This window comes from Blautia sp. OF03-15BH (assembly GCF_003463065.1).
Taxonomy (GTDB): Bacteria; Bacillota; Clostridia; order Lachnospirales; family Lachnospiraceae; genus Limivivens.
The window spans coordinates 174,393-197,962 of record NZ_QSCM01000005.1; the positions used below are offsets into that span (position 1 = coordinate 174,393).

General features: G+C 49.5%; 14 protein-coding genes and 1 pseudogene. 13 read left to right on the forward strand and 2 right to left on the reverse strand.

The genetic code is table 11. The annotated features are described in order from the left end of the window. Nucleotides 1-12 precede the first annotated feature (12 nt). The 8 genes from DXA57_RS07775 (at nucleotide 13) to DXA57_RS07810 (ending at nucleotide 14,456) form a co-directional block, all read left to right on the forward strand. On the forward strand, nucleotides 13-2,607 hold the full coding sequence (locus DXA57_RS07775) for a glycoside hydrolase family 3 protein (protein WP_117766269.1): 2,595 nt from the start codon (nucleotides 13-15) through the stop codon (nucleotides 2,605-2,607). A 134-nt stretch (nucleotides 2,608-2,741) separates the two neighbouring features. Then, nucleotides 2,742-3,761, forward strand: a complete 1,020-nt coding sequence (locus DXA57_RS07780) for a methionine ABC transporter ATP-binding protein (protein WP_117766271.1) — start codon at nucleotides 2,742-2,744, stop codon at nucleotides 3,759-3,761. Between the two features lie 13 nt (nucleotides 3,762-3,774). Then, on the forward strand, nucleotides 3,775-4,410 hold the full coding sequence (locus DXA57_RS07785; RefSeq protein WP_442857673.1) for a methionine ABC transporter permease: 636 nt from the start codon (nucleotides 3,775-3,777) through the stop codon (nucleotides 4,408-4,410). A 34-nt stretch (nucleotides 4,411-4,444) separates the two neighbouring features. Then, nucleotides 4,445-5,389, forward strand: coding sequence for a MetQ/NlpA family ABC transporter substrate-binding protein (locus tag DXA57_RS07790; RefSeq protein ID WP_117766275.1), 945 nt, complete (start codon nucleotides 4,445-4,447; stop codon nucleotides 5,387-5,389). A gap of 377 nt (nucleotides 5,390-5,766) precedes the next feature. Further along, entirely contained in the window at nucleotides 5,767-7,146 is a 1,380-nt protein-coding gene (locus DXA57_RS07795) for an MATE family efflux transporter (protein WP_117766277.1), read from the forward strand. 221 nt (nucleotides 7,147-7,367) lie between these two features. After that, nucleotides 7,368-9,776: a glycoside hydrolase family 3 protein gene (locus tag DXA57_RS07800; protein WP_117766279.1), complete on the forward strand. Its 2,409-nt coding sequence runs from the start codon at nucleotides 7,368-7,370 to the stop codon at nucleotides 9,774-9,776. Between the two features lie 469 nt (nucleotides 9,777-10,245). Next, complete coding sequence (locus tag DXA57_RS07805; RefSeq protein WP_117766281.1) at nucleotides 10,246-11,235, forward strand: glycoside hydrolase family 130 protein; 990 nt, start codon at nucleotides 10,246-10,248, stop codon at nucleotides 11,233-11,235. Between the two features lie 83 nt (nucleotides 11,236-11,318). Beyond that, nucleotides 11,319-14,456: an alpha-mannosidase gene (locus tag DXA57_RS07810; protein WP_330423227.1), complete on the forward strand. Its 3,138-nt coding sequence runs from the start codon at nucleotides 11,319-11,321 to the stop codon at nucleotides 14,454-14,456. Nucleotides 14,457-14,537: 81 nt separating this feature from the next. Here the strand turns inward: DXA57_RS07810 and DXA57_RS07815 are convergent, their stop codons facing one another. Both DXA57_RS07815 and DXA57_RS07820 read right to left on the reverse strand, forming a co-directional pair. After that, complete coding sequence (locus DXA57_RS07815) at nucleotides 14,538-15,560, reverse strand: LacI family DNA-binding transcriptional regulator (protein WP_158571262.1); 1,023 nt, start codon at nucleotides 15,558-15,560, stop codon at nucleotides 14,538-14,540. Then, nucleotides 15,557-16,633, reverse strand: coding sequence for a carbohydrate-binding family 9-like protein (locus DXA57_RS07820; protein ID WP_117766285.1), 1,077 nt, complete (start codon nucleotides 16,631-16,633; stop codon nucleotides 15,557-15,559). The genes DXA57_RS07815 and DXA57_RS07820 overlap by 4 nt, the downstream gene beginning before the upstream one ends. A gap of 227 nt (nucleotides 16,634-16,860) precedes the next feature. On the opposite strand from DXA57_RS07820, the gene DXA57_RS07825 reads away from it, so the two are divergent. The 5 genes and pseudogenes from DXA57_RS07825 (at nucleotide 16,861) to DXA57_RS07840 (ending at nucleotide 23,274) form a co-directional block, all read left to right on the forward strand. Further along, nucleotides 16,861-19,140: a beta-glucosidase family protein gene (locus DXA57_RS07825; RefSeq protein ID WP_117766287.1), complete on the forward strand. Its 2,280-nt coding sequence runs from the start codon at nucleotides 16,861-16,863 to the stop codon at nucleotides 19,138-19,140. Nucleotides 19,141-19,596: 456 nt separating this feature from the next. Further along, entirely contained in the window at nucleotides 19,597-20,142 is a 546-nt protein-coding gene (locus DXA57_RS17715) for a hypothetical protein (RefSeq protein ID WP_330423228.1), read from the forward strand. Between the two features lie 15 nt (nucleotides 20,143-20,157). Then, nucleotides 20,158-20,532, forward strand: a pseudogene (locus DXA57_RS17720) (ABC transporter permease subunit); the annotation flags it as partial. A gap of 13 nt (nucleotides 20,533-20,545) precedes the next feature. After that, nucleotides 20,546-21,475, forward strand: coding sequence for a carbohydrate ABC transporter permease (locus DXA57_RS07835; protein WP_117766289.1), 930 nt, complete (start codon nucleotides 20,546-20,548; stop codon nucleotides 21,473-21,475). A 122-nt stretch (nucleotides 21,476-21,597) separates the two neighbouring features. Continuing rightward, the gene (locus tag DXA57_RS07840) at nucleotides 21,598-23,274 is read left to right on the forward strand and encodes an extracellular solute-binding protein (RefSeq protein WP_158571263.1); all 1,677 of its coding nucleotides are present in this window, start codon (nucleotides 21,598-21,600) and stop codon (nucleotides 23,272-23,274) included. Nucleotides 23,275-23,570: the final 296 nt, after the last annotated feature.

The window sequence follows — 23,570 nt, forward strand, 5'->3', positions numbered from 1 at the left end:
GGATTTTTTAAAATGACACAGTTTTATGGAACACTGACTCCGGAAAAAACGGAGCGTGAAGAAAAAAACATGCAGCTGGTGAGAAAAGGAGCCGGCGAATGCATGGTACTTCTGGAAAATGACGGTGTTCTGCCTTTAAAAAAGATCGGAAAGATCGCTCTTTACGGTGCAGGAGCAAGACATACCATCAAGGGCGGCACCGGTTCCGGTGATGTCAACTCCCGTGAAGTGATCAATATTGAGCAGGGACTGAAAGATGCCGGTTTTACCATTACGACAGACCGTTGGCTGACGGCCTATGATGAGCTCCTCAAAGAGGCAAAAACGGCTCATCAGGCAGAAGTAAACCGTCTGGCAGAGGAAAGACAGCAGCCGCCGTTCATCATCGAGTTTGAACTTCCCTTCAAAGAACCGGATCTTCAGGCCATCACGGAGGAGGATGTGAAAGACTCCGATACGGATACGGCTGTTCTGGTAATTTCCAGAAACTCCGGAGAAGGAGCAGACCGCTGGAATAAAAAAGGGGATTATCTGCTCAACGACGGCGAGGGAAAGGCTCTGGAATTCCTGGGTGCTCATTATGAGAAAACCATCGTACTTCTGAACATCGGCGGAATCATCGATGCTACAGCCCTCAAAGAGACGGCAGGTCTCAATGCGGTTCTGCTCACCGGTCAGCTGGGAAATTCCGGCGGCCTGAGCGTGGCAGATGTGCTTACGGGAAAACAGGTTCCTTCCGGAAAGCTTACCGATACTTGGGCCAAAGCATATGCCGACTATCCATCCTCCGAGGGCTTCAGTCACAACAACGGAAATATTGATGATGAATACTATACCGACGGCATCTATGTGGGTTATCGTTATTTTGATACCTTTGGCATTGAGCCGCATTACTGCTTCGGTTACGGAAAAGGCTACACGGATTTTGCCATCGAACATGTAAAAGCAGTTGTCGAAGGTTCCGGGGTAAAAGTAACAGCTAAGGTCACCAATACCGGAAAAGAATATGCCGGAAAAGAAGTTGTCCAGGTATATATTTCCGCTCCGGAGGGGGCTCTGGAAAAACCGTATCAGGAGCTGAAGGCATACAAAAAGACCGCTCTTCTTGCTCCTGGTGAAAGTGAAACAGCAGAAATTACCTTCGCACTGAAAGATATGGCTTCTTATTCCGAAGAAAAAGCCGCCTGGATCCTGGAACCCGGCGAGTATCTCATCCGTGTGGGCAACAGCTCCAGAAATACGCATGTTGCGGCAGTTCTGATTGTGGAGGAAGAGAAGCGGACCGAGCAGCTGAAAAATCTCTTCAACGGGGACAAAGAGCTGAACGAGATTTCCGGAAAAGGCCGGAAAGCCTATACTTATGAAACAGAAGCGGAAGAAGTGAAATATGCAGAGCGTATCACTGTTCCAGCTGACGCTGTTGAGACCCGCACGGTGGTCTATCAGGAAGCACGTCCCATCCTGACTACGGCTAAGACAGAAAAACTGACAATCCAGGATGTGATTGACGGAAAAGCAACCGTGGAAGAGCTGGCTGCACAGCTTACCGTGGAAGAACTGGCAGATCTCTGTGTCGGAACTCTTCGTTCCGGTATGGGCGGTGATTCAGAAGGAAAAGACAATGTGGTCGGAAATGCATCCGCTACCGTTCCGGGAGCAGCAGGCGATACCTCCTCCATTATCTGGGAGAGCCGCGGTGTGAAGAATCTGATCCTGGCAGACGGTCCTGCAGGGCTTCGTCTCCAGCCTCTCTTTAAGACAACCAAAGAGGGAGAACTCCTTCCGGGCGGAGAAGGAATGGGAGATATTATTGCTCCTTTTGATGAAAGCAAGATCCCGGCAGACGCTGTGGACCATTATCAGTACTGCACGGCCATCCCCATCGGAACAGAACTGGCTCAGACCTGGAATCCGGAACTGATCGAGGAGATCGGCTATATGGTGGGAAAAGAAATGCAGGAGTTCCATGTGGATCTCTGGCTGGCTCCGGCTCTGAACATCCACCGGAATCCGCTCTGCGGAAGAAATTTTGAGTATTATTCGGAAGATCCGCTGATCGCTGGAAAATGTGCGGCTGCCATGACGCTTGGCGTACAAAAGGACGGCAAGGGTGGTACGACCATCAAGCATTTCGCAGCGAACAATCTGGAGGATAACCGGATGTTCTCCAACAATCATATGAGTGAAAGAGCACTCCGTGAGATCTATCTGAAAGGTTTTGAGATCGCAGTCAAAGAATCTCAGCCACTTTCCATCATGACCTCTTATAATCTGATCAATGGTCTTCACACGGCAAACAGCCACGATCTCATTCAGGCGGCTGCCCGTGATGAGTGGGGCTTTGAGGGAGTTGTGATGACGGACTGGTTCACCTCCCAGGATGTGCCTGCCATTTCCGGAACAGGTCATATTTATCCGATCTCTGCTTCCACCGGCTGTGTTTATGCGGGAAATGACCTGCAGATGCCGGGCTGCCAGAAGAATGTGGATGATATCGTAGAAGCAGTAAAGACTGGAAAAGAGCTGGACGGCTATCGTCTGACGCTTGGTGATGTACAGTTCTGCGTTACGAACCTGCTCCGTGTGGTTGCAAAAGTGATGAAATAACCTTCCTTAGGATTTGAGTGTTTACAGACAGCCAGTTATAGTGTTAAACTATAACTGGCTGTAATTTTTTCGGATTAACACATTTTCCAGAAAAGTGTTATAGTAGATTCCATCGAAGAAAGGAAAGAAAAGAAATGGCAGAGATTTTAATCGAGAACGTTTCAAAATCCTATGTTTCAAAAGACGGCTCGGTACAGGCTCTGAAAAATGTAAATCTGGCCATCGAGTCGGGAGATATTTTCGGAATCATCGGAATGTCAGGAGCAGGAAAAAGTACCCTGGTCCGTTGTATGAACTTCCTGGAGGTGCCCACGGAGGGTACGGTTTCCATCCGGGGAAAAGCGTTAAGTGACCTGTCGGAAAAGGAACTCCGTAAAGAACGGGAAAAGATCGGAATGATCTTTCAGCATTTCAATCTGCTGATGCAGAAATCCGTTCTGGAGAATATTTGTTTTCCGTTATATATTCAGGGAAAACGAAAAGGGGAGGCCCGGAAAAGGGCGATGGAGCTTCTCAGGATCGTAGGACTTGAGGACAAGGCGAAGGCTTATCCGGCACAGCTCTCCGGAGGACAGAAGCAGAGGGTAGCCATTGCAAGAGCACTGGCATCCGACCCGAAGATCCTGCTCTGTGATGAGGCCACCAGCGCACTGGATCCCCAGACGACCTCATCTATCCTGAAGCTTCTGGAGGAGATCAACCGGAACCTTCAGATCACGATCGTCATCATTACGCATCAGATGTCCGTAGTCCGTGAGATCTGTACCAAGGTTGCCATCTTAAAAGACGGCGAGGTGGTAGAGGAAGGTTCTGTAGAAGATATCTTCAATCATCCCAAGTCCCAGGTGGCGAAGGAACTGATCCTCACCGACGGAAGTCAGGAAACAGACCTGAAGCCTCTGATCCAGAGCGGAGATAAAGTCCGGATCGTATTTTCCGAAAACTCGGCATTTGAGCCGGTGATCGCAAATATGATCCTGAAATTCCATGAACCGGTCAACATTTTAAAGGCCGACACGAAAAACGTGGGCGGCGTTGCAAAAGGCGAAATGATCCTGCAATTCCCAGGTGACAGCGAAAAGGCGGAAGCTATGAAGCAGTACTTAAGGGAACGCGGACTTGCCATTGGGGAGGTGACGGACAGTGTGGACTAAAGAAGTAGTGGATATGATCCTGAAGGGAATTCAGGAAACGGTGTATATGACGCTTTTGTCCACGTTAATGGGCTACATCATCGGACTTCCCATGGGCGTGCTTCTGGCTGTGTCTGATAAGGACGGACTGAAGCCGAACCGGGTGCTGTACCGCATCCTGGATGTGATCGCCAACATTGTACGGAGTATTCCGTTTCTGATCCTGCTGATCCTTCTGATCCCGTTTACCCGTCTGGTGGTAGGAAAAAGCTACGGTTCCACAGCAACGGTCGTACCGCTGGTCATTGCAGCCGGTCCTTTCATCGCCCGAATGGTAGAGTCTTCTCTGAAAGAGGTGGATGAGGGTGTGATCGAGGCAGCCCGTTCCATGGGAGCAGGTAATTTCCGGATCATCATGAAGGTGCTTCTGGTGGAGGCAAGAACTTCCCTCATCAATGGAGCTACCATTGCAGTGGGAACCATCCTGGGTTACTCCGCAATGGCAGGAACCATCGGAGGAGGCGGACTGGGAGATATTGCGATCCGATATGGCTATCACAGGTACCAGGCAGATATCATGATCGTTACGGTCGTACTTCTGGTCATTCTGGTACAGATTTTCCAGATGGTCGGAACCACTCTGGCCAACCGGCTGGACAAGAGAAGATAGTTATAAAAAAGATAATATAGAGGAGGAAACTATTATGAAAAAATTACTTGCAGCAGCATTAAGCGGTGTTCTGACCGCAGGCATTATCCTTGGCGGTACCGGTCTTTCCACAAAGGCAGCAGAGACTGAGACAGAGACCACAGGTGAACTCACTCCGATCAAAGTAGCAGCATCTGCAACCCCACATGCAGAGATCCTGGAGCAGGCAAAACCGATCCTGGCAGAGGAAGGTTATGATCTTCAGGTAACCGTATTTGATGATTATATCATGCCCAATGAGGTAGTAGAGAGCAGTGATATGGACGCCAACTACTTCCAGCATCTTCCTTATCTGGAGCAGTACAACGAGGAGAAAGGCAGCCATCTGGTAAGTGTAGGCGGCATCCACTATGAGCCCTTTGGAATCTACCCGGGAACAAAAACCAGCCTTGATGATGTGGCTGACGGCGATTCCGTTGCAGTTCCGAACGATACCACCAATGAGGCAAGAGCCCTTCTGCTTCTTCAGGATAACGGTCTGATCAAACTGAAAGACGGTGCAGGTCTTACCGCTACCGTAACCGATATTGAAGAGAATCCGTACAACCTGGATATCGTAGAGCTGGAGGCAGCACAGGTAGCCCGTGTGGTTGATGAGACCGCTTATGTGGTACTGAACGGAAACTACGCTCTGGCAGCAGGCTTCTCCGTAGCAAAAGATGCTCTGGCTTATGAGAAATCTGATTCTGAGGCAGCCAAGACCTATGTAAACATCATCGCCGTAAAAGAAGGCAATGAAGAGAACCCGGGCGTTCAGGCTCTGGTAGACGTTCTGAAATCCGATGAGATCAGAAATTACATCAACGAGACCTACGACGGAGCCGTTATTCCCTACGATGACAGCGACGCTGAGGCTGAGAGCGAGACAGAGACCGGTTCTGAGGCAGACAGCGAAACTGTAGCAGAGACCGAGACAGAAACGGAGACCGCAGCTGAGTAAGCAAAAAACAGAAGATAAGATTTACCGCCCGTGCATCGGAAAAAGGATGCACGGGCTTTTTTGTATAAGCATAGCTTTTTGGTGGATTGTGGGCTATAATAGCCATAGCTGAAAAACAGGATTTTCAAAGCATACAGTAAAGAGGGAAGAAGAGCGGAGCAAACCGGAAAGCTGTAGTGGAGGAAATCGAAGAAAATCTATAGCAATTCAATAAAATAATGCAGTCAAGGCGATTTAGCAGGGTGCGAAAGACAAGGATGAAATCTGCAGGCGTGCTGACGCACGGCAAAGATTTCTGACACAGTATTTCACACTCTGATGAATCGGATTGGATGCAGTCTTTTGCAGAATTGCTATAAAACCAGGAGGCATATTTCATGCAGAAAAATCAAGACAGCAGGCTGGGAACAGAGAACATCACGAAGCTGATGATCTCGCTGGCGATTCCGGCTGTGCTGGCACAGATCGTAAACGTACTTTATAACATTGTAGACCGGATCTATATCGGCCGGATCCCCGGTGTCGGGGCTGCGGCGCTTACCGGTGTGGGAGTCACTTTCCCGATCATCACCATCATCTCTGCCTTTTCCAGCTTTGCCAGCGGAGGAGGCGCACCGTTGGCATCCATTGCCCTGGGACAGGGCGACCGGAAACGGGCAGAAAGGATCCTTGGAAATGCCGCATCGCTGCTTCTGTTCTTTTCTGCACTTCTGATGCTGTTTTTCTTTGTTTTTCAAAAACCGTTGCTGTATCTTTTCGGAGCCAGTGACAATACCATCGGCTATTCCTCGACCTACATCAGTATTTATCTTCTGGGTACGGTTTTTGTACAGCTGGCGGTAGGCCTGAACACCTTCATCAGCTGTCAGGGACATGCCAGGACGGCTATGTGTTCCGTGCTGATCGGTGCAGTTGTAAACATTGCACTGGATCCGCTTTTTATCTTTGTTTTTCATATGGGCGTGGCCGGAGCCGCTGTGGCAACCATTCTTTCCCAGGCTCTCAGTGCTGCCTGGGTCCTGAAGTTCCTCTGCTCTGAGAAATCCGGCATCCGCCTGAGGCTGTCCGGTATGCGGCCGGACTTTGCTCTGCTCCGTCAGGTGATGGCGCTTGGCGTTTCTCCCTTTATCATGGCGGCTACGGAAAGTGCAATCACCATTGTGATGAACCATGGCCTGCAGGTTTACGGAGGAGATCTTTACGTCGGATCCATGACGATCCTTCAGAGCGTCCTGCAGCTGGTTTTTGTACCGATCAACGGCTTTACCACCGGTGTACAGCCTATCATCAGCTATAACTTCGGTGCAGGCTCCTTTGACCGTGTAAAAATGACCATCCGCCGGATGATCTCCGTTACCTTCCTGGCAGCCTTTCTGTATGTGGTTTTTGCCATGCTCCGTCCCGGCGTCTTTGCAGGCTTGTTTACCACAGATGAGGAACTCATCGCCCTGGTAAAAAAGGTTTTGCCGGTCTACCTGTGCGGAATGTCCGTCTTTGGTATCCAGAGCGGTATCCAGAGTTCCTTTTTGGGGCTTGGCCAGGCGAAGATCTCTCTTTGCATTGCACTTCTCAGAAAAGTGATTCTGCTGATCCCGCTGGCTTTGCTCCTGCCGCATTTTTTCGGTGTGATGGGCGTGTACTATGCAGAGCCTGTGGCTGACCTGATCTCCGTGGCAATCGCTTCCACGCTGTTCCTTCTGAACATCCGGAAGATCCTTTCCAAAGAGATGCTGGCGAAGGTGACGCATACGGCATAAGCAGACAGGATACTTCTTGCAAAAGTGCAAAAAAAGTCATGAGATACGCAAAAAAAGACACTGTTTTTTCATGCGGGATTGTGGTAATCTGAACATAGAATAAGCATTCCACCGCTTCAAATGCGCAGAGCACTAAGCGACGGGGCAGCGGATTGCGAATGCCTGCTTTATCGAAGGAAACGATCCATATCATCATAGACTTACAAGGAGGAATCACAGCAATGGAAAAATGGACAAGAGCAAACTATCAGCCGAATCTTCCACTGGGAGGAGACGGCAGAAAGGTGACAGCCTGTGCGGAGCATCTGGCTCTGGCGAGAAAAGCCGGAACGGAAGGCATGGTGCTTCTGAAAAATGCAGGGAAGCTTCTTCCTCTGGCAAAAGGCTCCAGACTGGCACTTTTTGGCAAAGGTGTTTTTGATTATGTAAAAGGAGGCGGCGGAAGCGGCGATGTGACGGTTTCTCATGTGAGAAATCTTTATGACGGTCTTACAGAGGAGGCAGGACTGGCTGAGGTTTATCAGCCGCTGGCAGATTTTTACCGGGAAAATGTAAAGGAGCAGTACGCCGGCGGAGCTGTTCCGGGGATGACCGTGGAACCGGCCGTTCCGGCAGAGCTTTTTGACGGTGCGGCAGAGTTTACGGATACGGCTCTGATCGTGATCAGCCGTTTTTCCGGCGAGGGCTGGGACAGAAAGAGTGTCCGTTATGAAGGACAGGTCTCTGATGAGGGACGCCAGTCGGAACTCAGTGAAAAAATCTTTCAGGACAGTGATTTCTGTCTGACGCATGAAGAAGCAGCACTTGTTGCAAAAGTAAAAGAACGCTTTGAACGGATCGTTGTGGTATTGAATGTGGGCGGTATGGTGGATACCTCCTGGTTTATCGACGATGAGAAACTTCCAGCTGTGCTTCTGGCATGGCAGGGAGGCATGGAGGGCGGTCTTGCCATGGCAGACATTCTTATGGGAAAAGTAAGTCCTTCCGGAAAGCTATCCGATACCTTTGCAGGAAGCCTGGATGATTATCCTTCCACAGCAAATTTCCACGAGTCTCCCGATTATGTGGAGTACACCGATGATATTTATGTGGGCTACCGTTATTTTGAGACCCTTAAGGGGGCGAAGGAGAAGGTTAACTACCCCTTCGGTTACGGTCTTTCTTACACCGAGTTTTCGATCGAGCCCATCTGGAGCGGTGAAAAAGACGGCACGATCTATGTAACCGCCGAAATCACAAACACTGGCGCTTTCCCGGGTAAAGAGGTGGTTCAGCTTTACTACGGCGCACCGCAGGGGCTTCTCGGAAAGCCGGCCCGTGTCCTTGGGGCTTTTGAGAAAACAAAGGAGCTGAAGCCCGGTGAGACAGAGACGCTTGTCCTTACGCTCCCGACGGCAGCCATGGCTTCCTACGATGACCTTGGCAAGGTACAGAAATCGGCATATGTCCTGGAAAAAGGAGAGTATCATTTCTATCTGGGAAATTCCGTCCGTGATGCAGGTCTGCTGGATTTTGTCTGGACCCTCGATGAGGATCAGGTGACGCTTCAGCTTACGGAAAAAATGGCTCCCTCCCAGTTGACGAAAAGAATGCTGGCTGACGGAAGCTTTGAAGAGCTTCCACAGAGAACGCCGAATGATTTCATGGAGAATGGTCTTGGCTGGCCGGAGTATGAGGTGGAAGGAGATGCTCCTGCAGTCCGCGCAAGAGCCCGTTATAAGCTCTGGGGGCAGGAAACAGTAAAAAAGATCATGCTCATCGATGTGGCGGAAGGTCGTGCCTCTCTGGATGAATTCATGGCTCAGCTGACGGATCTTGAGCTGGCAGAGCTTTTGGGCGGACAGCCGAACACCGGTGTGGCCAATACCTTCGGCTTCGGAAATCTGCCGGAGTATGGTGTGCCGAATCTGATGACAGCCGATGGTCCTGCGGGTCTTCGTATTGCTCCCCAGTGCGGCGTCTGCACCACTGCATGGCCCTGTTCCACCATGCTTGCCTGCACCTGGAACCGCAGCCTTGTAGAGGAGGTCGGAGCGGCAGCAGCCAGAGAAGTAAAAGAGAACAATATTTCTTTCTGGCTGACACCGGCCGTAAATATTCACAGAAGTCCGCTCTGCGGCCGTAACTTTGAGTATTATTCTGAGGATCCTTATCTTGCCGGAGAGATGGCTTCCGCTATGGTGACCGGTATCCAGTCTCAGAAGATCGGAGCCACTGTGAAGCATTTTGCCTGCAACAACAAAGAAACCAACCGGAAAAACAGCGACTCCCGCGTTTCCGAGCGTGCGATCCGTGAAATCTATCTGAAAGCATTTGAGATCATCGTGAAAAAGGCAGATCCCTGGGCGATCATGTCCTCTTATAACCTGATCAACGGCCACCGGGCTTCCGAGAACAAAGATCTTCTCACCGGAATCCTTCGTGACGAGTGGGGCTTCAATGGTCTTGTGACCACTGACTGGTGGACCAAGGGCGAGCACTACAAAGAGACTCTCGCCGGAAACGATATCAAGATGGGAACCGGCTATCCGGAGCGCCTGATGGAGGCTCTGGAGAAAGGACTCCTTACCAGAAAAGATCTGGAGATCTGCGTGGAGCGCGTACTGAAGGTACTAATGCGAGCTGAATAAGATAGAAAATGAGAAGGAGCTGCCGTTTAATCATCTATTTTGATGATTTTGCGGCAGCCTTTCTTTTTATAATACAGAAGAAGCATTCCCCCGTTTCAAGTGCACGGAGCACTAAGTGGTGGAGTAGGGGACTTATGCCAACAGGAGTTAAAAGCTCCAGCTGACAGTCGCGAAGCGACTGCGTTCATGAGCAAGTAGCGAGAACGGATTGCGAATGTCCGCTTTACAAACATGTCAGGAAAAACAACAGCCTTTTTTTATGAACAAAAAAGTCAACATCTCTGAACCGCTAAAAATCCTTGAATTTCTCAAGCTTTTTTGGGATTTTTGGAAAGTGTATAGCATGCCTGTATGAAAAACGATGTGAACATGAGAAGAAAAAAGTTTACAAGATTGAACAAAAGTACTTGACTTTTTCGGAAAAAAGTATAAATATTACCTTATAACAACCAAACGGAGGAAAATACTTATGACTAAGATTATTGGCAACAGCCTGCCGAACATGCCCTGGCAGGACAAGCCGGCCGGAGAGATCATGCCGGTATGGCGTTATGACGCAAACCCGATCATCGGCCGCTATGAGCAGAAACGCTCCAACAGCATTTTCAACAGTGCAGTTGTTCCCTTTGAAGATGGCTATATCGGTGTGTTCCGCTGCGACAGCCGTTCCATCAGCATGGATATCTTTGTTGGAAGAAGTAAAGACGGAATCAACTGGACCATCGAAGATGAACCGGTAAAATTTGAAGGAGCAGATCCGGAGATCCTGAACCGTGAATATCGCTACGATCCCAGAGTCTGCAAGATCGATGACCGTTACTATGTGACCTGGTGTAACGGCTATCATGGTCCGACCATCGGTGTGGCTTACACCTATGATTTCAAGAAATTCGTTCAGCTGGAGAATGCGTTTATTCCCTTCAACCGTAACGGCGTTCTTTTCCCGAGAAAGATCAACGGCTACTACATGATGATGAGCCGTCCGAGTGATACCGGTCATACACCGTTCGGTGATATCTTCGTCAGCCAGAGTAAGGATATGGAGTTCTGGGGACGCCATCGTTATATGATGGGAGCTTACAAGGGAGATGCTTCCGCATGGCAGAGCACCAAGATCGGTGCAGGTCCGGTTCCCATCGAGACAGATGAGGGATGGCTTCTGATCTACCACGGCGTACTGACCACCTGTAACGGTTATGTATACCGTATGGGCTGCGCACTGCTGGATATCGATGAGCCCTGGAAAGTGAAATACCGTTCCAAGGATTACATCATGGCTCCGACGATGCCTTATGAGTGCATGGGCGATGTTCCCAATGTGGTATTCCCCTGTGCTACCCTGGCTGATGCGGATACCGGAAGGATTGCGATCTACTACGGCTGTGCCGATACCGTGACCGGTCTGGCATTTACCACCGTAGACGAGCTCATCAGCTATATGAAAGAGAACAGCTTATAAAAACGACTGAAAACATGAGACCGTGATAAGGTTGCCTGTGTACAGGTGTACATAGGCGGTCTTTTTTAAAACAGGAGATGGATATGATAAAATTTGCCAAAGAACGGGTAAATCTGATCTGCAGCCAGTTAAAAGGCTGGTCTGTCGTGCAGAAGGTGCCTCTGGAGTACATGCAGGTCAAAGAAGGATGTTTTATCACTCCGGAGGAGGCGGATGCTGCCCCGGGTGAGTGGAAAAATTTTGATATGGGAAGAGATCACTGGTATGGCCTGGACCGTCATTACTGGTTCCGGACAGAGGTGACGGTTCCTGAGAGCTTTGACGGAAAAGAACTCTGGCTTCGGATCCATACCGGTCTGGATGACTGGGATGATGGACGGAATCCCCAGTTCCTTCTTTTTATCAACGGGCAGGTGATCCAGGGACTGGACATCAATCACCGGGAGGTTTTTGTAAAGGCGGATGCCAAAGCTGGAGAAAGCTTCCGGATGGATCTTCAGTCTTATACAGGAACCATTCATAAGGAGTTTCATCTGATCGTGGAGCTGGAGGAGCATGACCGGAAGCTTCGCAAGGCTTATTATGATATTGCCGTTCCCATGTATGGACTCAACCGGATGAAGGAGGATGATAAAGTCCGTCTGGATCTGGAGACGGCACTTACCGATACGATCAACCTTCTGGATCTTCGGATGCCTTACAGCAAAGAATTTTATGCGTCTGTGGAAGCGGCAGAGGCACATATCCAGGAAGTCATTTATGAGAAAATGGGCGGTTATGAGGAAGTCATTGCCACCTGTATCGGACACACGCACATCGATGTGGCCTGGCTCTGGACGGTCGATCAGGTCCGTCAGAAATCCTGCAGAAGTTTTGCTACTGTTTTAAAACTCATGGAAGAGTATCCGGATTATCATTTCATGTCCAGCCAGCCAAAGCTTTATTCCTTCGTAAAAGAGCGTCATCCCGAGATGTACCAGCGGATCAAGGAGCGTGTCAAAGAGGGACGCTGGGAACCGGAAGGCGGCATGTGGGTGGAAGCAGACTGTAACCTGACTTCCGGAGAATCCCTGGTCCGCCAGTTCCAGTTTGGTAAGAGATTTTTCAAAGAAGAATTCGGCGTGGAGAACAAGATCCTCTGGCTGCCGGATGTGTTCGGCTACAGCGCAGCTCTTCCGCAGATCATGAAAAAATGCGGCATCGAGTATTTCATGACCACCAAGCTTGCCTGGAACGAGTTTGATAAGCATCCCTATGACAGTTTTCTGTGGGAAGGCATCGACGGAAGCCGGATCTTTACCCATCTGATCACAACGCTTGGTGTGGGTCAGTCAGAAAGCAGCTTCTTTACGACCTATAACGGCATGCTCCACCCGGATGCCATCATGGGCGGCTGGAACCGTTATCAGAATAAGGATATCAACAACGATATTCTGGTCTGCTTTGGTTACGGTGACGGAGGCGGCGGCCCGACCAGAGACATGATGGAAATGTCCGGCCGTATGGATAAGGGGATCAAGGGTATTCCCAAGGTCCGTCAGGCCTTTGCCGGTCAATATTTTGACGAGCTCTGGGAGCGGGTAAAGGATAACAAAAGACTGCCGGAATGGGTCGGTGAACTGTACTTTGAATACCATCGTGGAACTTATACCTCCATGGCGAGAAACAAGCGCTCCAATCGTAAGAGTGAGTATGCCATGATGGAACTGGAGCTTCTCTCTGTTCTGGCAGAGATGACCGGAAAAGAGGCTCCTGCTTATCCAAAGAGCGAACTGGATCGTATGTGGGAGCTGATCCTGACCAACCAGTTCCACGACATCCTGCCTGGTTCTTCTATTAAAGAAGTATACGACCAGACGAAAAAAGAATACGCCGATATCGAGAAGAGCTCCGGGGAGCTGATCGACGAGCGTCTGGCCAGTCTTACCGATGAGAAGGAAGAGGCCATTACGGTATGGAATACCCTGGGCCATGAGAGAAACGATCTGGTAGAGCTTCCTGCTTTCAACGGCAGTGCACTGACAGACGGTGCGGACGTTTATCCGGTCCAGAAGACAGCAGACGGGGCAGTTGCCTATGTGAAGGGCATTCCTTCCAAGGGGTATGTGGTTCTTCGTAGTGCAGAGGCGGCTCCGGAAAAAGAAACGTTCTGGATCGACGAACGTCCGGAAGGCGGATTCTGTCTGGAAACTCCGTTTTATGAGATCATTATCAATGATCAGGGTGAGTTCACCTCTCTGTTTGATAAAGAGAATGACCGGCAGGTGCTTCAGGACGGCAAGGCCGGAAATGAGCTTCGGATCTACGAGGACAAACCGCTCTGCTACAGCAACTGGAACACCGATATTTTCCATCAGGAAAAATCCTGGCGTGTGGAAAATGTGCGTTCCATGGAGTGGCTGGAAAATGGTCCGGTACGGGCAACTCTTCAGGTGGAGAGAGAACTTATGGGCACCGTGATCCGTCAGAAGATCCATTTCTATGGTGAGGACAGAAGAATTGATTTTGAGACTTATGTGGACTGGAAATTCAGTGAGCATCTTCTGAAAGTTCATTTCCCTGTCGATGTACATACGGATGAAGCCACTTATGATATCCAGTTTGGTAACCTCACAAGAAAGATCCATGAGAATACCAGCTGGGATCTGGCGAAATTCGAGGTCTGTGGCCATAAGTGGGCCGATCTTTCCGAGGGAGATTATGGAGTCAGCCTGATGAACGACTGCAAATACGGTTTCTCCATGAAACATCGTGTCATGACGCAGACGCTTATCAAATCCGGTACCGAGCCCAATCCGCACACCGACCAGGAAGAGCATTTCTTCACGTATTCCCTTTATCCTCATAAAGGAACCTGGAAAACCGGTGGTACGGTCCGGGAGGCACTGAACCTGAATGTGAAAGCAAGAGCCGTAAAGGGAGCCGCAGAAAAAGAAAACTGGTCCTTCTTAAGTGTGGATAAGGAAAATGTGATCCTGGAAACTGTGAAGAAGGCTGAGGACGGAAACGGAATCATCGTCCGCCTTTATGAAGTGAATAATTCCAGAACTTCGGTGACTCTGGCCTCTGACGGAACACTTTCCGAAGCCCGGGAGACAGATCTTCTGGAAAATCCGGTAGAAGAAAGAAAACTGGAGATGACGGATCATACTGTTTCCTTTACCATCAAACCTTATGAGATACTGACTCTGCGTCTGCAGATGAAAGGATCTCAGGAATAAAAAACAGCTGCTTCCCGATGCCTCAGTGAGCATCGGGAAAGCAGCTGTTTTTGGTAACGGGAAAAATCCATTGGCATCATCTTATGATTCTGTGGAAGAACAGAAGAGTACCTTGGTGGCCAGATAAATGACCTCAAAGGGTTCATCGGGATGCTGGATCCGGAAAAGGATCTGGGTGGCCAGACGGAGACCCAGTCCCATGGTTGGAACCTCTGCGGTGGTGAGGCTTTCCGAGAGGGGATTTTCAATATTTTTATCAAAACCGGAGACTGCGACATCCTGCGGAACTCGAAGTCCGCGCTTTTCCAGAAGCTGAAGCAGAATACAGCCTACGTGGTCGTTGGCGCAGACAAAAGCATCTGGCATTTTGGAAAGGCTTTCCAGAAAGCTCTCGATCTCTTCCCGGTAAGTATCGATACCGATGGGGGTGGTCAGGGTCATGGAAGGATCCAGAGGGATGCCATGATCATCCAGGGCCTTCAGAAATCCGTCATAACGCTGGTGGTTGGATTTTGCATAGGAGACATCGCCAATGAAGCCAAAGGATTTGCGTCCCTGCTCGATCATGTGGCTGGTGATCTTGTATACACTGTTCTTGTTTTCCATGAGGATCATGTCACCGTTCAGTTCTTCCGGCGGTACGGAATCTGCCGTATCCAGAAAGACTTTGGGGATCCGGGCATCTGCCAGAAGATGGAGAAGTCTAGGATTGTATACATTGAGCACGATCATTCCGTGAACCGTACCGCCGGTGAGTGCGGGCGGAAGTATGTAGGATTCATCAATGGAGGTAGGAAGATATACATATACCAGGTTGATGTTCCGGGAAGAAAATTCCTTTGCGATCTGATGGATGATATTCATCCAGAAGAGGGAAGTCTCCGGACGGCAGACAGCCACGGCGATATTTACCGGAGGCTCATCCTCCGGAAGAGGATCTAGAGGGAAATCCTCTGGAAATTCATAGCCGAGCTCCTGGGCTTTGGCGATGATCCGGCTTTTGAGGGAGTCGGAAACACCTTCGTGTCCGCTGAAGACCTTCCATACGGTTGTTCTGGAAATGCCAAGGGAAGTGGCAACTTCCTGAAGCGTTACTTTTTTCATGCGGTAACAGATCCTTTCGGTACACATTCCACTTTTCCGTTGGAATGGAGAAGAAGCACATGGTTATCATTAGCTGCAGGACAGGAGAGCAGGAAGGTACGGCTGGTGGTCTCCACGGTGATGGGAAGATCTTCACGAAGAGAAGTATTTGCTTCGTTGGGCGCAAAGTTCTTCAGTGTTTCCTTCAGTTCGTTTAAGTCATTGCTGAAGCTTCCTTTTGTATCCAGAAGGATCTGCTCGGCATAGTAGCATTTTCGAAGCTCCCATTTCCGGTATTCATCTTCGGGAATGGCGTAATCGCTGCGGCCGGGATCTTCAGAGAAGAAGACAAAGCCCCACTGCTCCGGATAATGGATGTTGATCACACCGGTAGGAGCCCATACCCAGTTGTCTTCGGGAAGGACCTTGCCGTTTTCGTCGGTGCGCTTCTGATAGGAATGATCTTTCACGTCGGTCTTCCACTGGACACGGGAGAAGTTTACGCGGTAATACTCGCCGTCTTTCGGAGCACGGCGGTCCTTCAGACATTCTGTGATGGCTGCGAAGGGGATCACGACCTCCACGCTCCAGGTTTTGTTGTCTGCGTCCGGATCATTAATGAAACCTTCTACATGAACAGCCGTCTGAAGACCGTGGATATCATAACCGTTCAGGGCATCGCCGTTGTCACGGTAAGCTACAGGCAGGAAAAGATCCCAGACCGTATTCAGCACGTTCATTTCAAATTCATAATACTGGGCGGTATCAGAATCCGGGTCAATGAAGATCTCGAAATCGTTATCCTGGAAAATGACATCATCTCTTTTGGTTACTGTACCCCAGATCTCATTGCCGTCCAGCTGGGCAGCAAAGTAGAAATTTTCATCATCCCAGAGCATTTTTGCCCGGGTAAGAAAACGGGGAACCGGCATGTGGCTGCCCTCGATATCGAGAAAAGCATCCGTAAAAGGAGCGTCCTCCCAGAAGGGTTTATTGATGTTTCCGTCCAGCTGGAAGGGCTTTTCTGCCCTGCGGCAGATGTAAACCGGCGGCTTAAAATCTACTGCCGGGATGGGGATTCGAATCTGACTCATAGTGAAATACCTCTCTTTGTTTTCTGTAGATGTTCAGAAGTGCAGGCGGTTTTGCAGAGTGGGAAAAACCGCATATCTCCCGTGTGTTTCTATAATGCTATCATAACATTTTGTTGCCGGAAAAACAACAAAATGAACGAAAAAAAATTTTTTGTGGACATAATTTCAAAAAAAAGGTATGATGACACCATCATGTGAGCGCCTGAAGCGCAGAAAGAGGAGGAAGCATGGAAAAATATCAGAATGCAGCTCTTTCACCACGGGAAAGAGCAGAGGATCTTCTTGGAAAAATGACAAGGAAGGAAAAAGTCGGCCAGCTGAACCAGCGGCTTTACGGCTTCCGTATCTATGAGAGAGACGGCGAGAAGATCACGTTTACCGACGAGTTCTATGAGGAAGTGGAAAAAATGGGAGGCCTTGGCGTTTTATATGGTTTCTACCGGGCGGATCCCTGGGCGGACAAGGATGAGAAGACCGGAATCACACCGGCACTTGCGAAAAAAGCCTACAATTCCCTTCAGAAATATGTGCTGGAGCATTCCCGCCTGCACATTCCGGTGATGATGAGCAGTGAGTGTCCGCATGGCCATCAGGCTCTGGGCGGCGGCCTGCTTCCGGTCAACCTGGCAGCCGGAGCAACCTTTGATCCGGAGGCTTTGAAAAGAGGCTATGAAGCCTGCGGCCGGCAGCTGAGATCCGGCCATGTGGAACTGGCACTGATGTCTGCACTGGATGTGTTGCGCGATCCGAGATGGGGCAGGAGTGAGGAATGTTATTCCGAAGACCCGTATCTTTCCTCTCAGATGGCGGCAGCAGCAGTGGCCGGTATGCAGTCGGAAGGAGTCAGCTGTGTTGCCAAACATTTCTGCGGTCAGGGAGAGACCACCGGAGGAGTCAATGCCAGTGCGGCGAGAATTGGAGAACAGGAGCTTCGGGAGATCCATTTTCCCGCTATGCAGGCCTGCTGCGATGCCGGTGTGGATGGTGTTATGGCTGCTTATAATGAGATCGACGGCGTTTACTGTCACAGCAACCCCTGGCTTTTAAGAGATGTACTCCGGGAAGAGATGGGCTTTCAGGGCATTGTCATGGCCGATGGCCTGGCTGTGGATTTCCTGAAAAATACAGAAGGTGACACCCTTCATGCAGGAGCTGCGGCACTCAAAGCCGGTGTGGATGTAGGACTTTGGGATCAGTCTTTTTCCAGACTGGAGGAAGCAGTGGAAAAAGGACTGGTGAAGGAAAAACTTCTGGATGAAGCAGTCCTGCGCGTGCTGGAGCTGAAGTTTAAACGAGGTCTTTTTGAACATCCTTATATGGAGGAGGATATGCTGGAGGCAGATGAGGCAGGGATTCCTGAGGCTTCCTTAAGGCTTGCGGAAGAATCGGCGGTTCTCCTGAAAAATGAGGCCCGGGGAACAGCAGCACCTGTTCTTCCGCTGAAAGACCGTTATCCGAAGATCGCCCTGATCGGCTATCATGCGGCAGACCGGTATGCCATGCTTGGAGACTATACGCCGCCGGTATCCGAAGATTCCTGTGTGACGATCCTTTCCGGTATGAAAAAACAGGCACCCGCCGGCGTTTCTGTAGAATATGCCATGGGCTCCGGTTTCAATTCTTCTGATGAGGAGGAACGGAAAAAAGCGCTGGAGCTGGCAGAAAAAAGTGATGTTATCGTTGTGGCGGCCGGAGGCTCTTCTTCCCGTTTCGGCGGGGCAGTCTTTGATGGAAACGGAGCGGTCGCCAAAGAGAGCGGCAGTCTTTCCATGGACTGTGGAGAAGGGATGGACAGTGCCATGTGTCATATCCCGGCTGCCCAGGAGGAGCTGATCCTGGAGCTTTCCAGACTGGGAAAACCTCTGGTGGTGCTTCTGATCGCGGGAAGACCTTACTGTATCGAAGAGATTGAAAAAGCTTCCGATGCGGTGCTTTATTCTTTTTATCCCGGACCTATGGGAGGAAAAGCCCTGGCGGACCTGGTTTATGGAAACTGCTGTCCTTCCGGCAGACTGCCGGCTTCTCTTCCGCGCCATGTCGGACAGCTTCCTGTCTATTACAATTCCAGGTCTTCCTCCTCCGCAGCTTACCGGGATATGGAAAGCCAGCCTCTCCACACCTTCGGCGAGGGCTTGAGCTATACGGAATTTTCTGTTTCTGATATCAGGACTGCTTTTGCGGAAACAGAAGAAAAGCATTTGGATGCGGATGCCGGGATGCGGGTAAGTTTTCGGATAAAAAATACCGGAGACCAGGAAGGGACGGCAGTTCCCATGCTTTTCAGCCGCCGGCTGCAGGGAAGTCCTGTTCCCAGAGTGAAGGAGCTGAAGGCTTTCACCAGAGTAAAACTGAAGGCAGGAGAAGAAAAAGAAGTTTCCCTGACGGTAAAGAGAAGTGCGCTTGATCCGGTAAAGGTGCCGGGGCGGAGAGCAGACCGGGCAGACCGGGTACTTCTGATGCTCACGGAAGGAAAGAAGGAGTGCTGGAAGGAAGAAGTGATACTTTGACGTGTGCAGATACCATAGCATTTGCTTAAATTTCCAGTTGACACGTTCAAAACAATGCGGTAATATAGAAAACAATAAGTGAACAAAACAGCTGAAATTGTTAAAACATCAGGAAAAACGGGCGCAAAGAAGCGTAAAAACTTCTTTGCGCCTTATTTTTTACTTTTTTCTTTGGGCAATATAGTGAAAAAGGGATAACTGAATTTGTGAAAAATATCAAAAAGTATTAAATGATGATAAAATATAGTTGACAAAAAGTGAACTAAAACTTAAAATGAAAACAACAAAAGCCCTAGTAATCCACGAAAAATGTAAAATGGATTGGTAACATTATACAAAACAATCGATTCACTCAAGAAAATGCAATATAAAAACGTTCATAATGTTCACTTAACGGAGTACGATGCCGGAGGGCAGTAACAAAAGCAACACAAATCCATAAAGGAGGAGAAACACATGAAAGCAAATCAAACCAAAGTGAAAAAGAAAGGCCGTACGGTCAGAGCTTTCAAGAGAGATCTGTCGCTCTGGCTGTTCTGTGTGCCGGGTGTGGTGCTGACCTTTATTTTCAGCTACATCCCCATGTACGGTATTCAGCTGGCCTTCCGGAGGTACAATGCGAAAGCCGGTATCCTGGGAAGCCCGTGGGTAGGTCTTTACTACTTCCAGAGGTTTTTCTCATCCCCGTATTTCGGAACGACGATCAAGAACACGCTGATCCTGAGTCTGTATGGACTGCTCGTATCTTTCCCGCTTCCGATCATCCTGGCTCTGATGCTGAACTCTCTCCGGTTCAAAAAATACCGTAAAGTTATTCAGACCGTAACCTACGCGCCGAACTTCATTTCTACCGTAGTTATGTGTGGTATGATCACCCTGTTCCTTTCACCGTCGATCGGTGTCATCAACCAGATCATGAAATCCATGGGCATCGATGCCGTGAACTTCATGGCGAAGAAAGAGTACTGGAGACATATTTATGTATGGACCGGCGTATGGTAGAGTACCGGATGGAGTTCCGTTATCTACTTTGCAGCTCTCGCAGGTATTAGTCCGGAGCTTCATGAGGCGGCAAAGGTTGACGGAGCGACCAAGTTCCAGCTGATCCGTTATATCGATCTTCCGTCTATCCTTCCGACAGCAACGATCCTTCTGATCATGAACTGCGGAAGCATCCTTTCCATCGGATTTGAGAAGGCTTACCTTCTGCAGAACAGCCTGAACGGAAGTGTATCCGAGATCATTTCCACTTATGTATATAAGGTCGGTCTGGTAAACAATGATATGTCATACTCCACAGCCATTGGTCTTTTCAACACCGTTGTAAACCTGGTGCTGCTGATCATTGTGAACAAGGCATCCGACAAGATGTCAGGAAACAGTCTGTGGTAGGAGGAAACTGAACATGAAAAAAGAAAATTACAATATGAAAACAAAACCTGTAAAGCGCTGCAGGGAAGATGTGATCTTCGATACGGTCATCTTCATCATCCTGACGCTGATCCTGTTTGTTGTGGCCTATCCACTTTATTGGGTTATTATTTCTTCCTTCAGCGATCCGACAGCCGTATCTGCCGGTAAGGTTCTGCTCCGTCCCATGGGTTTCACCCTGAAGGGATATGCAGAGGTATTCAAAAACAGTCAGGTTATGCGGGGCTTTTTCAACTCCATCGTGATCACCTTCGTTGGTGTCTGTGTAAACCTGGCAGTTACCCTTCCCACCGCTTATGCGCTTTCCCGTGACAATTTCTCCGGAAAGAAACCGATTACCGTATTTTACATGATCACCATGTTCTTCGGCGGCGGAATGATCCCGACCTACCTGGTTGTTAAAAACATGCAGCTGCTGAATACAATTTGGGCTCTGGTGCTTCCGGGCTGCTTAAGCGTTTACAACATGATCGTGGCAAGAACTTTCTTCAAATCCAATATTTCCGAGGAGCTTTATGAGGCGGGTGAGATCGATGGCTGTACGCAGTCCAGATTCTTCTTCCAGATCGCACTGCCGCTGTCCAAAGCGATCATCGCGATCATGGTTCTCTATTATGGAGTTGGCCACTGGAACAGCTATTTCTCAGCTCTGCTTTATATTTCCGATCAGGATAAGTACCCCTTACAGCTGGTACTGAGAAACATCCTGATCACCAACCAGACGGCTCTTTCACAGACGGCTACCACCGCTGCAGCCCGTGCAGCCCTGCAGGAACAGCAGCAGCTCATCGATGTTATGAAATATTCTCTGATCATCATCAGTAGTGTGCCGGTCCTGATCATGTATCCGCTGGTACAGAAGCATTTTGTAAAAGGTGTTATGATCGGTTCCGTAAAGGGCTGATACACCGGAAACTTTTAACGATTTATTTTCCGCCGGCGTCTGACAGTACAAACCCGGTCATCCCATAAAGGACGTCGGGCGGTATGATAAATGGAACATTTTATTATGAGGAGGACAAAACAATGAAAAGAAAAACCGTTGTCGCTTTACTGGCAGCTTCCATGATCTTAAGCATGGCAATGCCCGCAGCAGCAAGTGATTCCACCGAGGAAACCACAGAAGTTACTACTGAAGCAGCTACAGAAGCAGCAGCTGAGGCAGATGCGAGTCAGCCGATCACCAAGGCAGAAGACCTGGATCCGACTATCGCAGCAACTACTGCTGAGACCACCCAGGAGCTTCCGCTGGTAGCGAATGAGGGAGATGCAAGCTTCTCCATGTTCGTAGATGATTCCAGTGCTACCGGTGAGTTCGTAATGATGGATGAGCTGAAGAAACAGACCAATGTAGACGTTGAACTTCGTCTGTTCCCGTACGAGACCGCTACCGAGAGACTGAACCTGGATCTGAACTCCGGTGATTACGCAGACGTTATCGCCGGCTGGACCTTAAGTGACAACCTGATCCTGAACTACGGCGTAAACCAGGGTGTATTTGTTCCGCTGGAAGAGTACTTCGAGAAGTCCTGCCCGAAGATCACCGAGATCCTGAACCTTAAGGGTGTCAGAGAGAAAATGACTGCTCCGGACGGACATATCTACAGCATTCCTTATGTAGTAGAGGATGATCTTGTTGGTTATACACCGTACATCAACGGTCAGTGGCTGGAAAACCTGGGTCTTGAGATGCCCACCACCACCGATGAGTTTGAGGCAGTTCTTCAGGCCTTCAAAGATCAGGATGCCAATGGAAACGGAGACACTACCGATGAGATCCCGTTCTCCACAGACCCGAACAACAAACACATCGAGGCAATGGCTGGTTACTTCGGAATGCCGATGAACAAAAATGGTCTGGCAATTGTTGACGGTGAGACCGTATACGGCGGTGTCAGCTCCAAATACCGTGAGTTCCTTTCCTGGTTCAGCGGCATGTATCAGAAAGGCCTGATTGATACCGAACTTTATACACAGGACAGCTCTACCTGGGAAGGAAAAGGAAGTAGAGATCTGTACGGCGTATCCATCGCTTACGGAAGCAACGAGTTCTCCGGTATTGCACGGGGTCCGGAGAAGAGTGTATGGGATGTTCTGCCGGTACTGAATACCGAGAATGGCGGTATCTGGCTGCGTGATACCACTGGATTCAGCGTATACAGAACCCAGGTTGTTGTAACCGATAATGCAGAGGATCCGGAACTGATCTGCCGCTGGTTCGACAATGCATTCTCTCTTGAGAACGGTATCGGAATTTCCACCGGCCCGGTTGGCACCATCGTTACCAAAGAGGATGACGGCTATCATGTAATCGATAAATCCACTCTGTCCGAAGAGGATCAGGAGAAATATTCCTGGGCAAACCTGTGGCCGCAGGCAGTTTCCAAATATATGCCGGCTGGCTTCCGTCTGGTAGAGGCAAATCCGGACTACGATGAGAAAGATGCCGTAGAGAAGATTTATGAGCCGAACCTGACTGAGGGTGTGATCGAGGAAAACTGGATCGATATGGACAGCATCGATACTTATGCAGATATCAGCACCGCTATCAAAGACTACTTTGAGCAGCAGCAGGCTATGTTCGTAGCAGGCGAGCAGGATATCAATGATGACGCTACCTGGCAGGCATATGTAGATGGCATGTATGCTCTGGGTCTTGAGGACTGGCTGTCCATTCAGGGTATCGACACCATCGCTGAGTAATTGTAACAGCAACAACCGGGCGTAAGCCCGTTGGACCGGCCTCCTGCGCGGGGGATGGCCGGTCATTTTCCGGTAAGTGAGGACTGATCCGGGATTTATCAAACGGACGAGGAAGTCCGGAATAAAAAGGCATATTATACTTTGACGTGTAATATGCCTTTTTCCATGAAGTTAAGAGCAGCAATAAAATGAAAAGGAAAACGATGCAGACTTGTCTGCAATCGGTTGTGTTTCCATTTTGGGTTGGAAGGAATGCCCTTGTCCGGGCAAAAGAATCGCGGGGCACGCGAGGATAG